This is a genomic window from Desulfovibrio piger (assembly GCF_012843875.1).
Taxonomy (GTDB): domain Bacteria; phylum Desulfobacterota; class Desulfovibrionia; order Desulfovibrionales; family Desulfovibrionaceae; genus Desulfovibrio.
In genome coordinates this window covers 1-15209 of sequence record NZ_JABAFY010000025.1, presented here as the reverse complement: position 1 = coordinate 15209, position 15209 = coordinate 1, and the positions used below count along the sequence as shown (strand labels likewise).

9 protein-coding genes, 2 tRNA genes and 1 pseudogene are annotated in these 15209 nt (G+C 63.6%); 7 read left to right on the top strand and 5 right to left on the bottom strand.

Annotated features, from left to right (window positions below; genetic code table 11):
- Positions 1-53: 53 nt before the first annotated feature.
- From HF854_RS07565 to HF854_RS07550, 4 genes are read right to left on the bottom strand one after another with little or no spacing between them, the layout of a single operon-like run.
- On the bottom strand, positions 54-3044 hold the full coding sequence (locus HF854_RS07565; RefSeq protein WP_168935750.1) for a PD-(D/E)XK nuclease family protein: 2991 nt from the start codon (positions 3042-3044) through the stop codon (positions 54-56).
- Positions 3041-6331 carry a UvrD-helicase domain-containing protein gene (locus HF854_RS07560; protein ID WP_168935749.1) on the bottom strand — a complete coding sequence of 1097 codons (3291 nt, stop codon included), beginning with the start codon at positions 6329-6331 and terminating at the stop codon, positions 3041-3043. Before HF854_RS07560 ends, HF854_RS07565 begins: the two co-directional genes overlap by 4 nt.
- Positions 6324-7643, bottom strand: a complete 1320-nt coding sequence (locus HF854_RS07555; RefSeq protein ID WP_168935748.1) for an ATP-dependent 6-phosphofructokinase — start codon at positions 7641-7643, stop codon at positions 6324-6326. Before HF854_RS07555 ends, HF854_RS07560 begins: the two co-directional genes overlap by 8 nt.
- 27 nt (positions 7644-7670) lie before the next feature.
- Positions 7671-8219, bottom strand: a complete 549-nt coding sequence (locus tag HF854_RS07550; protein ID WP_168935747.1) for an HDIG domain-containing metalloprotein — start codon at positions 8217-8219, stop codon at positions 7671-7673.
- Positions 8220-8518: 299 nt separating this feature from the next.
- On the opposite strand from HF854_RS07550, the gene HF854_RS07545 reads away from it, so the two are divergent.
- Both HF854_RS07545 and metG read left to right on the top strand, forming a co-directional pair.
- On the top strand, positions 8519-9601 hold the full coding sequence (locus HF854_RS07545; protein WP_168935746.1) for a PSP1 domain-containing protein: 1083 nt from the start codon (positions 8519-8521) through the stop codon (positions 9599-9601).
- Positions 9602-9613: 12 nt separating this feature from the next.
- Positions 9614-11578 (top strand): methionine--tRNA ligase, encoded by a 1965-nt coding sequence (gene metG / locus HF854_RS07540; protein WP_168935745.1) that lies wholly within the window; start codon positions 9614-9616, stop codon positions 11576-11578.
- Between the two features lie 408 nt (positions 11579-11986).
- On the opposite strand, the gene HF854_RS07535 is transcribed toward metG, so the two are convergent.
- On the bottom strand, positions 11987-12181 hold the full coding sequence (locus HF854_RS07535; RefSeq protein WP_168935744.1) for a hypothetical protein: 195 nt from the start codon (positions 12179-12181) through the stop codon (positions 11987-11989).
- Positions 12182-12261: 80 nt separating this feature from the next.
- Between HF854_RS07535 and HF854_RS07530 the strand changes: the two genes are divergently transcribed.
- From HF854_RS07530 to HF854_RS12835, 5 genes and pseudogenes are all read left to right on the top strand, one after another.
- The gene (locus HF854_RS07530) at positions 12262-13056 is read left to right on the top strand and encodes an undecaprenyl-diphosphate phosphatase (RefSeq protein WP_006004607.1); all 795 of its coding nucleotides are present in this window, start codon (positions 12262-12264) and stop codon (positions 13054-13056) included.
- Positions 13057-13151: 95 nt separating this feature from the next.
- A tRNA-Met gene (locus HF854_RS07525) sits at positions 13152-13228 on the top strand.
- Positions 13229-13613: 385 nt separating this feature from the next.
- Positions 13614-13690, top strand: a tRNA-Met gene (locus tag HF854_RS07520).
- 437 nt (positions 13691-14127) lie between these two features.
- A pseudogene (locus tag HF854_RS12925) lies at positions 14128-14562 on the top strand (Bug family tripartite tricarboxylate transporter substrate binding protein); the annotation flags it as partial.
- An 8-nt stretch (positions 14563-14570) separates the two neighbouring features.
- On the top strand, positions 14571-15080 hold the full coding sequence (locus tag HF854_RS12835) for a tripartite tricarboxylate transporter substrate-binding protein (protein ID WP_205906065.1): 510 nt from the start codon (positions 14571-14573) through the stop codon (positions 15078-15080).
- Positions 15081-15209: the final 129 nt, after the last annotated feature.

Genomic DNA, 15209 nt, shown 5'->3' with positions numbered 1-15209 from the left:
TTTTCGGAAAGCATTACCAGAAAAACCTTATTTTCACAAGGCCGCTGTCTCTGTCAGGCATGGCAAAGTGCCTGATAGTCGCACCAGCGGCAACCTTCGCCCGGACGGCCGGTGAAATCAGGGCCGTGCTCCATATGCCAGAGCAGCAGGGAGAGGACGTCAAAGCATTGACGGATGCGTTCGCCATTGTCCAGATCCAGCCTGGGCCCGAACAGCCAGTATTCCCGCCCCTTGTCGCGCAGTTCCACCAGGGCGGCGTCGTGCAGATCCTTGAAACCGGCGGCGTGCAGCATGCACAGGTAGGCGGGCAGCTGGATCATGCGCAGCTTCTCGGCCAGCTGGTCGAAAGCCCCGGCGGCCAGCCGGCGGCGTTCCTCAAGAGGGATCCCTGCGTCCCGGACCTGCGCCATGTGGACGAACAGGGCTTCGTCATCCCATAAGGCACCGGCAGGACTGTTGATGGTACCGGTCTTGTAATCCACGATGCAGAGGCCGTCCTCACGCCTGTCCAGTCTGTCCAAGCGTCCCTTGAAGGTATATTCCCGGCCGTTGCAGCTGATGACCTGGGTCAGGGGATATTCCAGTTCCAGGATGGTGGCTTCCGGCTGATTGCAAAGATATTCCTCCAGACGGCGCGGGGCCGCCATGGAGAACATCATCAGGCTGTCGGGCGGCAGCTGGGTCCGCAGGTCGTGTCTTTCCATCTGGCGCTGCAGTTCGGCACGCATGACGGCCATGTCGAAGGTCCCCGCATCCACCAGCTTGCCGCGATACGGACGGTAGAGCTGCTGCATCACATCGTGCAGCACGGAGCCCACTTCTGCCGGATCGTCTATCTCGTTGACCTCCTGGACGGGCCGGAAGCGGCACAGATGTTTCCAGACGAAGGACAGCGGGCAATGCAGATAGGTATCCAGGGCCGTGGGAGAGATGGGCGCGGCCAGAAAGGCCCGCATGGCATCCTGCAAGGCCTGGTTGCGCTTCAGGGACAGCTCGCGGGGCGGCATGGGGGCCACGGCACAGGTGGCCACAGCCAGCGGCGGCGTGCCCGGCTTGAGGATGGCCCCGGTGCGCTGCTCGTGCGCCCAGATGAGCTGCTCCACAAAACGGCTGCGGGCCTTCTTGCTGTCCATGAGTCCGGAACGGCCCTGGCTCTCCTGCCAGTAAAAATGCACCTCGCGGGCGCAGGCACACAGGCGGTAGAGGGTGTGGGAGGCCGCCCGTTCCCGGCGGCGGGCATCAGGCAGGCCGAGGATGCGGCGCAGGCTGTCCGGCAGCAGGGGATCCTGGCCTGGGGTACCGGGCAGGACGTCGTCGGTGGCATCGATGATGAAGATGCGGTCGAACTGGAGCAGACGGCTTTCCAGCATGCCCAGCACCTGCACACCACCCAGCGGATCGGCTTCGAAGGGGATGCGCTGCTGTTGCAGCAGCTGGCGGGCCAGACCGTGCAGAAGGCGGGAGTCCATCTCCTCGCCGGACAGGGCATTGTGCTGCAGTTCCGGCACGCAGTGGCGTACGAGCCGGTACAGGGCCTCGGCATCCAGGGGGAAGCGTTCCCAGACGGCCTGTCCGTGGCGGGTCAGGAAGTCGCTCAGGCGCAGCAGGGCGCCGGCCAGGCCGGACAGCGTGGAAACGGCGCCGAAATCCTCCAGCAGCAGGTGCAGCAGTTCTTCCAGCAGGGCGCGCTCGGGACTGGGGGCAGGGAGGGCACCGTCCGTGGCGTCCTCTCCGGCGGGAGCATCCATGCTTTCTTCGCCTTCGGCCAGGGTGGCCAGCAGATCCTCATGGGCCACCAGGCGCCTGCCGCTGCGGATGCGGCGCTCCAGACGGCGGAGCAGGGGCCGCAGGGACTGCCCCGTGCCGGGCTCTTCCCCGGGCGCGGCGGCCTGGAGCATGCCCAGATAGGGGTGGCGCAGGCAGGCCAGCAGATAGCGCCAGTAGAAAAGCCCGTCCTTGTCCCGTCCTTCATGCAGGCGGAACAGGCTGTCCAGCAGGTGGAAGAGGGGCGAACGGTCCAGCGGATAGCCCATGGAGATGTTGACTTCCTTGTCCGGCAGATGGTGCAGCACGGGCAGCAGAAGGTCGCCGTGGGTCAGGAGGATGGCCGTGGAAGCCTCCGAAGGGGCATCCAGATCCTGTTGCAGGGCCTTGAGTTGGGAGTGGAGGTCATAACCCGCGAAATAGTGCCATTTTTGCGCGTCTTCCACCGGAGAGGGCGCGTCTGCCTCCCAGGGGCGGGCCGTGGCCTGCCAGCGTTGCAGCCACTGGACGTGTTCCTGACAGGCCCAGTGCACAGGCGGCCGCTCTTCCTCACCATGCCGGGCCAGGGCCGGATCCGTGTGCAGGCAGACGCGGGCACCGGCCTGCCAGAGACTGCGGAGCAGGATGTCCTCGGTCTCGGTAAGCAGGGAAAAACCGGCCAGCAGCACGGGATGCCCGTCAGCCGGGCGCAGCAGGTTGGGGATGTCCTCCGCATGGCGGGCGGCCAGCCAGAAGTCATGGCCCGGCGTGGTCCAGCCCTTTTGGGCCAGCGCCGCCACATAGGCATCGCGGATGCGCCCCAGAGCACCCAGCAGGGCCGCGGCCGGGGGGCTCACCTCGTCGATGAAGGGCAGGTCGTCCGTGACCATGTTCTGGCCCAGCAGTTCTTCCAGCAGATTGGCCAGACGTATGCCCCAGGGCAGGAAGGCGTCCGGGGACAGTTTGCCGAAGCGTTTTTCCAGCTCGTGGTCTTCGTCGGCCAGATCGAGGACGCAGTCCCGCAGCAGGGCCACCCTGTCCAGCAGGCAGGCCGTACGCAGCGGCACGGGGCTGGCATGCATGCGCCACAGGCGCACCATGTCCGGCAGGGAAAGGACCTTGGGCAGCAGGCCGGTGGTCCCGGCAGCGGCATAGATGTCCACAAGATAGCGCCACGGACGGTTGTGGGGGACGATGATGACGGCATCACCCGGCCGTCCGTCGCTCCAGAGGTCGGTGGCCTGTTTCAGGGCAGGCAGGAAAGGCTGCTGCCAGGAAAAGATATGGAAGGGGCTGCTCATGCCTCGTCCTCACAGAAGTAGCGGGGATAGGCCCCAAGATCCGTAAACAGTTCCGAAGCGCTGTCGGGTTCCACCAGGCGGAAAGACTGCCTGTCCAGATAGATGAGCAGGCCGCGGGCCACGGTGGTGCCGCTCTGTTCCAGACAGCGCAGATAGCGTTGCACCTGCCGGACATGCTCGTCCATGACCCTGCCGCTCTTGTAGTCCACCACCAGGGTCCCCCAGGACAGGGGGACGATGAGGTCGGCACGCAAAAGGTCCCGGCGGGAACCGTCGGCGGCCAGCATGGATTGCTCCGGCACACCGCGCCGCTGCCAGAGGCCGAACTGGGGCAGACGCAACAACCAGAGCAGGCAGGATTCCATGTCGGCGGCAACGCTTTCCCTGTCGGAGGCGTCCTGTCCGTCGGCAAGGGGGATGGTGGCGAGCACTTCCCGCACGGCAGCCCTGATGTTGTCCTCACTGAGGCCGCCCAGAGGCAGCTGCTCCAGACAGGCATGGAGCAGGGTACCGCGATCCCGTGCGGAAAAGTGCATCCGTTCCAGCGGGTTGCGATAGATCTTGAGCCGGGGCAACCATTGCATGGGACGCCAGTCTTCCTCCGGGTCATGCGGTACTGCCGTCTGTCCGCCGGAGAGCTGGTCGGGAGTGCTATCGGCTCCTGCGGTTTCTGCTGCCGGGGCCGTATCGTCTTCTCCTTCCTCCGCCACAGCAGGCTGGACCGGATGCAGCACGTCGTCCCCGCCTTCCAGCAGGTAGGGGACCTCGAGTCCGGCCTGCTGCCAGAGGACATCCAGGGCGTGGCTGCCGCAGCCCTTGCGCACGGTGGCGGCGCTGGTACGGAAGACGAGGAGCTCTTCCCGTGCCCGGGTAAAGGCCACATAGAACTGGTTGAGCAGTTCCATGGCCTGCCGCAACAGGGCTTCGTAGTAGACCCTGCCGCAATGCGGGCCGTTCTTGCAGACCATGCGCAGGCCGTCTTCCTCCATGAGCACCGGATCGCTCGCCTTCAGGGTGGCATCGGTCCAGGGCAGGAGGACCACAGGAGCCTCGAGGCCCTTGGATTTGTGGACGGTCATGATGCGAACGGCGTCGATGCCTTCAGGCATGGGGACTTTTTCCTCCTCGCCCTTTTCCTGCCAGTGGGCCAGGAAGTCGGGCAGGGTGGCCAGACCCTGATCCTCGGCATTCTTGAGCACTTCAAGGAAGCAGCGCAGGAAAACATCGGCATCGGGATAGCGTTCGAAGACCTGCAGGCGGTCATACCATTCCATGACCGTGTCGTAGGGCGTCATGAGCCCGGCCTGATTGTGGAAAGGCGCCAGGACGGAGGCCCAGAAGCCGGGGAAGTTCCGTTGCAGATGCTGCACCAGGGGGATGCTGCCCCTGTCCACGCAACTGTCGTGCAGGGCCTGAAGGTCGGGGACAGGCAGGGGGCCCTGCTGCACCAGACTGCCCGTGACCACGGTCCAGAGGGCCAGCTCGTCTTCCGCGTTGCACAGGAACTGCAGCAGGGCCACGCTCTGGATCACCAGAGGATGGGTGGACAGCAGCAGGCTGTTCTCCGTGACGATGGGGATGTCGGCCGCTGCCAGATCCTCGGCCACCAGTGCGGCCTGGGCATTGCTGCGCACCAGCACCATGATCTCCTGCCAGCGACGGCGCGGGGCCAGTTCCTGCCGGAGCACATGGCGCAGGCGCGCCAGTACGGCGGTGTTGAGCTCTTCGCTACTGTCACCGTCGATGGCTTCCACGCGCACAAGGCCGCCGGGAGGCGAGCTGGGCGAAAAATCCTGGGCCGTCCCGGCATAGCCCGCGGCCACACGGTCCGCATAGCTGTCCAGCAGATCGTCAGGCGTGTCCTGCGGCATCAAGGCGGCAAGGGCCTGCCGGGCTACGGCGGCATCCTCCAGAGGCGAGAACAGGGCATTGTTGTGCGCGATGACCTGACGGCAGCTGCGCCAGTTGGCCGTGAGCGTCTCGTGGCGCACATCCGGGGCCAAAAGACGCAAGGGAGCTTCGATGCCGTCAAAAAGGGCGGCATCCCCGCCACGCCAGCCGTAGATGGCCTGCTTGACGTCGCCCACCCAGGTCAGGGAACCGCCCCGGGAAAGGGCTTCTTCCACCAGCGGGCTCAGGGCCTGCCACTGCTCGCGGCTGGTGTCCTGGAATTCGTCCAGCAGGAAATATTGCAGGCGGCTGCCCAGACGGCACAGGGCCTCGGAGACGCCAAAGCTGCCGCTGAGCACCAAGGCGGCCATCTCCGGCACCAGGACGGCGGGCAGGGTGCCTTCCTGCTGCTGGTTGGCCCGCATGGCGTGGACCAGCAACGTGGCCAGCTGGACGGCCGGGGCAAAATTGCGGGCCGAACGCAGCAGGGCATGACGACGGCTGAAATCCGGCAGCCAGGACGTCAGTGCCTCCAGTGCCGACAGCAGCTCTTCCGTACGCTTCGTTTTGGCCGTGAGGAATTTGTCGACCTCGGGCTCGGCGATGGACTTGAGCTTGAAGGCCCCTTCGTCCCGCTCCTGAAGGCGCACCAGGGCCTTGCGGCTCGTGGCATGGAGCTTGGTCTTGGCCTGCTCCTCCGCGTCGAGGACAGCCCGGATCAGGCCGCGTGTCCTGTTCCAGAGCTGCTGGTGGCGGCTTTCCAGCTCTTCCGGGCTGGCGATATCCGTGAATTCGTCGCGCAGGATGCCGTCCAGCAGGGGGCGGATGATGTTGCCCAGCTTTTCCCCCGCATTGAAGCCCTTGCTCTGCTGCACATGGACGATGGCCCAGTAAAGGTCGCGCAGCAGTTTTTCCATCTTCTCGTTGCCCTGGGAGGCCTGGTTGAGCAGGGTATCGAGATAGGGCGTCACGGCATCCATGCTCACGAAGGCGGGCTGGAAATCCGGGGGCAGATCCAGCTGCAGGGCGGCCGAACGCACGATAGCGTGGAGCAGGCTGTCGATGGTGCGGATGTTGAGGCTGGCCAGATCTCGCAGGATGACGTCCAGCCAGCGGGCGGCCATGTCGGGCGTCAGGGGGATGCCTTTTTCCGGCGTGCCCAGGGCGATGGCCTTAAGGCGGCCGATGACGCGGTCGCGCATCTCGCCGGCGGCGGCATTGGTGAAGGTGATGGCCAGGATCTCATCCCAGCCCGAGGGGCCGGTGCCCAGCCCGCAGGAGGCGGCAGCGGCCGGTGCCGGGGCCCCGCAGGCCGCCAGCAGACACAAAAAACGCCGGGTCAGGTCATAGGTCTTGCCTGACCCGGCAGATGCCTTGACTTGATACAGACTAGCCATGCGTCTCCTGCTGCGGCAGCATACCGGCCAGCATGCCCTGCCCCGTGGATTCCAGGGCGGCGCGCCAGAGATCGGAATAGATGTTGAGCTTGCGGCGGCGGCGCGTCACCAGCTCCAGCGGCAGATGCACGTAGCGGTCCTGGATCTTGCCCACCACCATGTCGGTGCGCCCGGCCATGGCCGCATGGACGGCGTACTGGCCCAGGAAGCCGCAGTAGACCTTGTCGTTGGCCGTGGCCGGCACGGAGCGGATGATATAGCTGGGGTCGATGTACTTGAGCGCGTGGGGGATGCCGCGGGCGTCCATATAACGCTTGATCTCGGAGCGCAACAGGTCGGCCACGTCGCCCAGCAGCAGGTTGCCCGAGGCGTCGGTGGCGCCGGAACGGTCCAGCAGATGCTGGCCGGCGCCTTCGGCCGCCACGATGACGGCGTGATGGCGGCTTTTCAGGCGTTCTTCCAGCGCGGGCAGCAGGCCGCCTTCCCCTTCGAGGGTGAAGGGCGCTTCCGGCACCAGAACAAAGTTCACTTCCTTCATGGCCAGCGTGGCCTGGGCGGCGATGAAGCCCGATTCCCGGCCCATGAGCTTGACCAGGCCGATGCCGTTGGGCATGCCCCGGGCCTCGGTGTGGGCGCATTCGATGGCCTCGGTGGCCTTGTAGACGGCGGTCTCGAAGCCGAAGGACTGGGGGATGAAGTTGATGTCGTTGTCGATGGTCTTGGGGATGCCGATGACGGCGATCTTGAGGTTGCGCGCCTGTACCTCGCGGCTGATGCTCAGGGCGGCCTTCATGCTGCCGTCACCGCCGATGACGAACAGGATGCTGACGTTGGAGCGTTCCAGGCTGTCCACGATCTCTTCCGCGGACTGGGGACCGCGCGACGAGCCCAGGATGGTGCCGCCGAAGCGGTGGATGTCGGCCACGCGTTCGGGCGTCAGTTCCATGGGCTGATGCCCGCAGGCCGGGATGAAGCCTTCCAGCCCGTAGCGGATGCCCATGATGGAGGGCACATGGTAGGCGTGGTGCGCCTCCATGACGATGGCGCGGATGACGTCATTGAGCCCCGGGCAAAGGCCACCGCAGGTCACGATGGCGCATTTTGCCCGGCTGGGATCGAAGTAAAGTTTTTTCCGGGGGCCGGCAGCCTCGAAATCCAGGCGTACGGGTTCGGTGAACTCGTCGCAGAGTTCCCTGTCCACCTGTATGGGCAGGCGCACGTCATCCACCCAGGTACGGTAGGGCAGCCTGGACGTGAGTTTGGGGGTGCCGAGAGTACGGATGCTGGTATCGATGGCGCCGGTTTTGGTCATGCTTCACCTCGTGGTGGGATGCTCGGTTCAGGCAGGCTGCGAAAAGCAGTCGCGCATGGCGGCGATGGAAAGGGCCAGGAAGGCATCCAGCGGCAGGCCCGCCTGTTCGCACTGGCGGATGTTGTCGCGGCAGACGCTGGCGGCAAAGGCCTTGTCCTTCATCTTTTTCTTGATGCTCTTGACTTCCATGCCTTCATAGCCCGTGGGACGCATCAGGGCGGCGGCGCTGATAAGGCCGGTGATGGTCTCGCCGCAGCGCAGGGCGAAGTCGAAACGGGTCTGGGGCGCACAGCCGGTCATCTCGCCGTTGTGGGCGCGGATGGCGGTCAGGGCCTCTTCGGGCAATTTGCCTTCCAGCAGGCGGGCGCCTTCCAGTCCGTGCTTTTCCGGTGTGGCTTCCGTGGCGGGATAGTCCACATCGTGCAGCAGGCCGGTCAGGCCCCACAGTTCTTCATCTTCACCAAATTCACGGGCCAGGGCCCGCATGACGGCCTCGGAAGCAATGGAGTGTTGCAGCAGGCCCGCCTGGACATGGTTCTCCGCCAGCAGGGCCAGCGCTTCGTCTCGTGAGATCATGATGGTATTCTCCTTGCCGTGATTCTAAAACAGGCAGAACTGCATAGCAAGGGAAAGCCCCGCTATCCAGGGAAGGAAGCATGACGGGGAAAAGAGGGCGAGTGATGCCGTTACGTTGAGGCTCTTCCTTATATTATGGATACTGCCGGACAGCGGCAGGGCAGGGGCTTGATGGACGGAGCAGGAAGGGAAAGACTTTTGCTGGCCTGTGGCGGGCGCGGGGGCTGCCTGTTGACAGCGGCCCGGATATGCCCGATGTAAAGGGATTCAGATAATCCCCGCAACAAAGATTGGGAACTATGCCAATATACGGTTTGCGCTTTCGCGCTTTGGGACAGACCCTGTACCATACGGGCCCTGCCGATCTGGCCGTGGGCGATCATGTGCTGATCGCGGCCGATCAGGGGCAGGCCCTGGCGCAGGTGGTCTCCGGTCCCTATGATTATGTGGCCGGTGTGGAGCCGGAGAGCCTGACGCCCATTGAGCGCCGGGCCACGGAAGAAGACCTGGCCGAGGGCCGTACCAACGAGAAACTGGCCCGCGAGGCCACGGAGTTCTGCCGCCAGTGCATCCGTGACCGCCGCCTGGACATGAAGCTCGTGGACGTTGAGGTCTTTTTTGACCGCAGCAAGCTCATTTTCTATTTCACGGCGCCGGCCCGCATCGACTTTCGCGAGCTGGTCAAGGATCTGGTGCGCGAATACCGCGCCCGCATCGAACTGCGCCAGATAGGGGTGCGCCACGAGACCCAGATGGTGGGGGCCGTGGGCAACTGCGGCATGGTCTGCTGCTGCCGCCGGTACCTGCGCAAGTTCGCTCCCGTGACCATCCGCATGGCCAAGGAGCAGAACCTGTTCCTCAACCCTGCCAAGATCTCGGGCATCTGCGGCCGCCTGCTCTGCTGCCTTTCCTACGAGCAGGAGAACTACGACCGCTTCCACCACAATTGCCCGCGTCTGGGCAAGAAATACCAGACCACGCAGGGCACCATGAAGGTGCTGCGGGCCAACATGTTCCGCAATTCGCTGTCCGTGCTCAACGAGAACAACGAAGAACAGGAACTGACGCTGGAAGAATGGCAGGCCCTGGATCCGCATCGTCCCGAGCCCCATCCCAACAATGCCCAGCCCAAACAGGCGCAGCAGCCCCAGAAGGCGGCACAGGGGGATGGCCTGCTGGTGGTCTCCGTCACACCGGAGAACGTGGACGATCCCAACCTGTTCGCCGATGTGCTGCCGCCCGACGCGCCCCTGACCGCCGGGCCGGAAGTCCAGCCGCAGCAGGCCCAGCCGCAGGCCGAGGCCGCCCCCGCAGAGAACAGCAAAAGTCGCCGCCGCCGTCGCCGCAAGTCGCAGCAACGGCAGGACGGCGCCGCCGAATAAACGGAGTCAGACGTGAAGAACTTTTATATCACCACCCCCATTTACTATGTGAATGCCAAGCCCCATCTGGGACATGCCTATACCACCATCGTGGCCGACTCCCTGTCGCGCTTCCACAAGACCCTGGGCGACAACACCATGTTCCTGACCGGTACGGACGAACACGGTGACAAGATCGTCAAGGCCGCCGAAAAGCAGGGCGTCTCCCCCAAGGAATTCGTGGACGGCATCAGCGGCCTGTTCCAGCAGCTGTGGCCGCATCTGGGCATCGAGAACGACGCCTTCGTGCGTACCACCGACGAAGACCACAAGGCCCGCGTGCAGCGCTTCCTGCAGCAGGTCTATGATGCCGGCGACATCTATTTCGGCGAGTTTGGCGGCCACTACTGCTACGGCTGCGAACGCTTCTATACGGAAAAGGAGCTGGAGAACGGCCTGTGCCCCCAGCATCTGACCAAGCCTGAATTCATCAGCGAGAAGAACTACTTCTTCCGCATGTCCAAGTACCTGCCCTGGCTGCGGGAATACATCGAGAGCCATCCCGACTTCATCCGCCCCGAGCGCTACCGCAACGAAGTGCTGTCCATGCTGGAATCGGGCGCGCTGGAAGACCTGTGCATCTCCCGTCCCAAGTCCCGCCTGACCTGGGGCATCGAACTGCCCTTCGACAAGGATTACGTCTGCTATGTGTGGTTCGACGCCCTGCTGAACTACATCAGCGCCCTGGGCTGGCCCGACGGTGAAAAGTACAAGACCTTCTGGCCCGGCGAACATCTGGTGGCCAAGGACATCCTCAAACCCCATGCCGTGTTCTGGCCCACCATGCTCAAGGCCGCGGGCCTGCCCGTGTACCAGCACCTGAACGTGCACGGCTACTGGCTGGTGCGCGATACCAAAATGTCCAAATCCCTGGGCAACGTGGTGGAACCGCTGGAGATGCGCCAGAAGTACGGTCTGGACGCCTTCCGTTATTTCCTGCTGCGCGAGATGCATTTCGGTTCCGATGCCTCCTTCAGTGAAGAAGGCATGGTGACCCGCATCAACGCCGACCTGGCCAACGACCTGGGCAACCTGTTCAGCCGCGTGCTGTCCATGACGGCCAAGTATTTTGAGAGCAAGGTGCCCCAGCCCGGCGAATTCAGCGAAGACGACAAGGCCATCGTCGAGCTGTGCGCCACGGCCATGACCAATTACATCCAGCTGTTCGGCAACACCCAGTTCGCCCAGGGCCTGGATTCCCTGTGGGATCTGGTGCGCGCGCTCAATAAATACGTGGATTCGCAGGCGCCGTGGACCCTGTTCAAGCAGGGCGACACCACGCGTCTGGGCACGGTCATGTACGTGCTGCTGTCGGCCATGCGCAAGGTGGCCCTGTGCCTGTGGGCCGTCATGCCCGATGCCTCCCGCACCCTGCTGGAGCAGCTGGGCCAGCAGCCCGGCGAGGGCCCTGTGACCACCTCGCTGGAAGCCGAGGCCGGCAACTTTGACGGTCTGCAGCCCGGCACTGAAGTGGCGGCCAGCTCCAACCTTTTCCCGCGCATCGACGTCAAGGCCCTGCAGCAGGAAGCTCCGGCCGAAAAGGCCCCCAAGGCCAAGAAGGAAAAGAAGCAGGAAGCCCCCAAGGCCGCTCCTGCCGCCGAAGGCCAGAGCGGCGAGATCAGCTTCGACCAGTTCAAGGCCGTGGAGATGCGCGCCGGGACCGTGGTCGTGGCGGAAAAGCATCCCAATGCCGACCGCATCCTGCGTCTGGAGATCGACTTTGACGAAGGCCAGCCGCGCCAGATCCTGTCCGGCCTGGCCGACTACTACAAGCCCGAGGAGCTGGTGGGCAAGCAGGTCATCGCCGTGCTCAACCTGGCGCCGCGCAAGATCCGTGGCCTCATGTCCAACGGCATGGTGCTGACCGCGGAAAAGGACGGCAAGCTCTCCGTCCTGACGCCTGCCGCGCCTGTGCCCAACGGCAGCCAGATCGCCTAGGATAAACGATTCTCGACAAGGGCGGGGAGGGCTTTTTGCCGGCGGCAAGGAGGCCTCCCTTCCCCATGCCTCTTCCTTTTTCGGCGCCCTTCAGAGGGAGCGGGGGAGAGCAGTGGGAGCCTCCGGGCAGAGACAAAAAACTCCCCCGTCCGCAAGGGATGGGGGAGACTGGAACAAGGGGAGTACGACCATCAGGCCGCCTTCCCTTTTTTCATACCTCGCGGCATGATGCGCACGACGGGGATTGCAATGCCCGGCATTTCCGTCTATAGGCTGGCCGCGGGCGCTGCGACCGGGGCCAGCCGGGGATGGGCTGCTGCCATCCGGGAAGCGCGGCACCCTGCGGGACCGGGGTCCCGGAGAGGGCGCGATGCCCCCTGTGCGGGCTCCGGCCGCTGTCCGGGAAGGCTAGTCGTTTTTTTCCTGCGTCGCGGGATCGAACAGGCGGCCCAGTGCCGCCGCGTCCAGCGGGTTGAGGTTGAAGCGCATCCCGGCTTCGTCCAGAAGGGCGGCCAGGGATTTTTCGGGATACAGGGCGCGCTGTTCCGCCAGCCAGGCGGCGGCTCGCCGTACCAGTTCCGAAGCGGGCATGATGGTGGCCATGGAGTTCTCCTTTTTGTGGATCACTCTAGCCGAGTCCGTTTCGGGAAACAACGGGTCTTCGGATCCAAAGGACGGCATATATGGATAATTTGTGGGTTGCGTTCATCCTCAGCATCGTGGAAGGGCTGACGGAATACCTGCCGGTCTCGTCCTCGGGCCATCTGGTGCTGGTGGGCGATCTGCTCAATTTCAGCGGTGAAAAAGCTGCCACCTTCCAGGTGGTCATCCAGCTGGGCGCCATCATGGCGGTGGTCGTCCTCTACTGGGGACGTTTCTGGGGCCTGCTGCGGCCGCAACAGGGCGTGCCCTTTGCCGGTCTGCGCGGCATCTGGATGCTCTTCCTCACCTGCGTGCCCGCCTGTGTGCTGGGCCTGCTGCTGCACTCCCAGATCAAGAGCCTGTTCACGCCGAGCATGGTGCTGATCCCCTTCGTCATCGGCGCCCTGCTGATGATCTTTGTGGAGCGCCGCCAGTTCCATCCCCGCTATGAGACCCTGGACGACATGACGCCCGGCCTGGCCTTCGGCATCGGCTGCTTCCAGTGCCTGGCCCTGTTCCCCGGCTTTTCCCGTTCGGCGGCCACCATCATGGGCGGCATGATCCTGGGGGCCCGCCGTCCGCTGGCGGCCGAATATTCGTTCATCGCCGCCGTGCCCATCATGGTGGCGGCCACGGGCTTTGACCTGCTCAAGAGCCTGCATCTGTTCACCGCGGCGGACATCCCCTTCTTTGCCGTGGGCATGATCGGCTCCTTTATTTCCGCCCTGATCGCGGTCAAGGCCTTCGTGAGGCTGGTGGGTCATATGACCCTGGTGCCCTTTGCCGTGTACCGCCTGCTGCTGGCTCCCTTTATCTGGTATTTCATGGTGCATTAAAAAAAAATTGGGAAAATCCCCAAAAAATGCTTGCCAAAGGGGAGCAACTTCTGTAGATACATCCCTGCGTTGAGTGGGACACGAAACGCCATCACGGCAAGGTAGCTCAGTTGGTCAGAGCATGCGGTTCATACCCGCAGTGTCGGGGGTTCAAATCCCTCCCTTGCTACCAGAATATGACAGGAAGCCCGGAAATTTTCCGGGCTTCTTTTGTTATGGACTTTTTTGCCGCGTGTCCCGAGATGCGGGACAGCGCCCGGAGCGTCCTGCCGGTCCTTCATGGAAGGGCGGGGCGACGGGTGAGGGGATGTCCCGGCCGGGATCGCCTGCTGGATGACTTCCGCATACGGCCATCGTTTGGGGGATTGCTGCGGTCCCGGGATGGGAAGTCTCCAGAGCCATTTCGCCAGGAGAAACAGCCACGGCCTAGATCCTTCAGGCCGGGCCCTTTGCGGGAGTTTTTCTCCTTGCCGGGAGAAAATACAGAAAAAGCTTGCCAAAGGAGAGCAAGTTCTGTAGATGCATCTCTGCGTTGTGGAAAATTCACAAAGCCTTATGGCAAGGTAGCTCAGTTGGTCAGAGCATGCGGTTCATACCCGCAGTGTCGGGGGTTCAAATCCCTCCCTTGCTACCAGAAACTCACAAGCGGTTCGGGTCTGTCCCGGACCGCTTTTTTGTTATGGCTGTATCTGTGAATACTGCGGTGCGAAATGCAGCATCCTCCGCTCTGCGGGAGTTCTTCATTTTTTGCACCTCCCGGCATCCGGGGCACAGGCAGTTGCCGGTAAGGACATCCGCATGCGGCTGTTCTGCCCCGGATCGAACCGGAAACAGGGATGGGCAGCCCGCACAGGCAAGGCTTATGGGCCCTAGCCGGAAGACAGGGGACTCCCTGCAAAAGGGCCCTCCATCCCTGAGCATCCCGGGAGGATTTTGAGCCATATCCGGGCAAATCCCGCAAAAAAGAGGCATTCCTTGACGCATCAGGGCAAGGCGGTAAGGGAAAACGGACGCTTGTCACCAAAATGTCACCAAAGCGCCACAGTTCGACAGATCTTTTGAGGAGGAAACATGAAAAAGATCCTTGCTTTCCTGGTCATGGCTCTGCTGGCCATGCCGCTGGCAGCTTCTGCGTGGACCCCTGACGGCGATGTGACCGTCATCGTGGCTTACAAGGCCGGTTCCGGCACGGATACCGGTGCGCGCCTGCTGGCTTCTCAGGCCGAAAAGTATGTGGGCAAGACCCTGATCATCAACAACCTGCCCGGCGGCGACGGCAAGATCGGCTGGACCGAGCTGGTCAACTCCAAGCCCGACGGCCGCACCATCGGCTTCATCAACCTGCCCACCTTCACCACCCTGGCCGTGCAGCCCGGCTCCACCTTCGCCGTCAGCGACGTGGTGCCCGTCTGCAACCAGCTGAGCGAGACCGGCGTGGTGGTCGTGCGTGCCAACAGCCCCTGGAAGAGCCTCAAGGAACTGGTGGATGCCTGTAAGGCCAAGGGCAACCTGCGCTGCTCCACCAACGGTGTGGAAGCTTCCAACCATACCGCCGCCCAGCTGCTGGCACTTCCGCCGGCTTCGATTACAAGGCCATCCCCTACGGCGGTACCGCCGACCAGCTGCTGGCCCTGCGCCAGGGCGAAGTGCACTTCTCCTGCGCCAAGGTGGCCGACGTGGCCGCCCTGTGCAGCGGTGACAAGCCCGAACTGCGCATCCTGGGCGTGTTCAACACCGCCCGTCTGCCCGAATATCCCGACGTGCCCACCCTGGGCGAGCTGGGCTACTACAAGGAATGGTACGGTTCCGCCCGTGCGCTGGTGCTGCCCAAGGGTACCCCGCAGGAGATCGTGGACTTCTATGTGGAAGCCTTCCGCAAGACCATGCAGGATCCCGCCTGCATCGAGGCTCACCAGAAGGCCGGCATGAGCCTTGATTTCAAGGACAACAAGCAGCTGGCCGAACTCATCGCCGCGCAGGAGATCTTCTGCCGCGACGTGGTCTCCAAGCTGTACAAGAAGTAATCTCTGTCATGTCCCGGCGGGGAAGGGCGACCTTTCCCGCTGTTTTCCATTCAGAGGATGTCCGGCATGTTTTTTGATTTTAAAAGGTGTGGTAATCTCGTCCCATGAAACAAACAGATTTTCGTGATG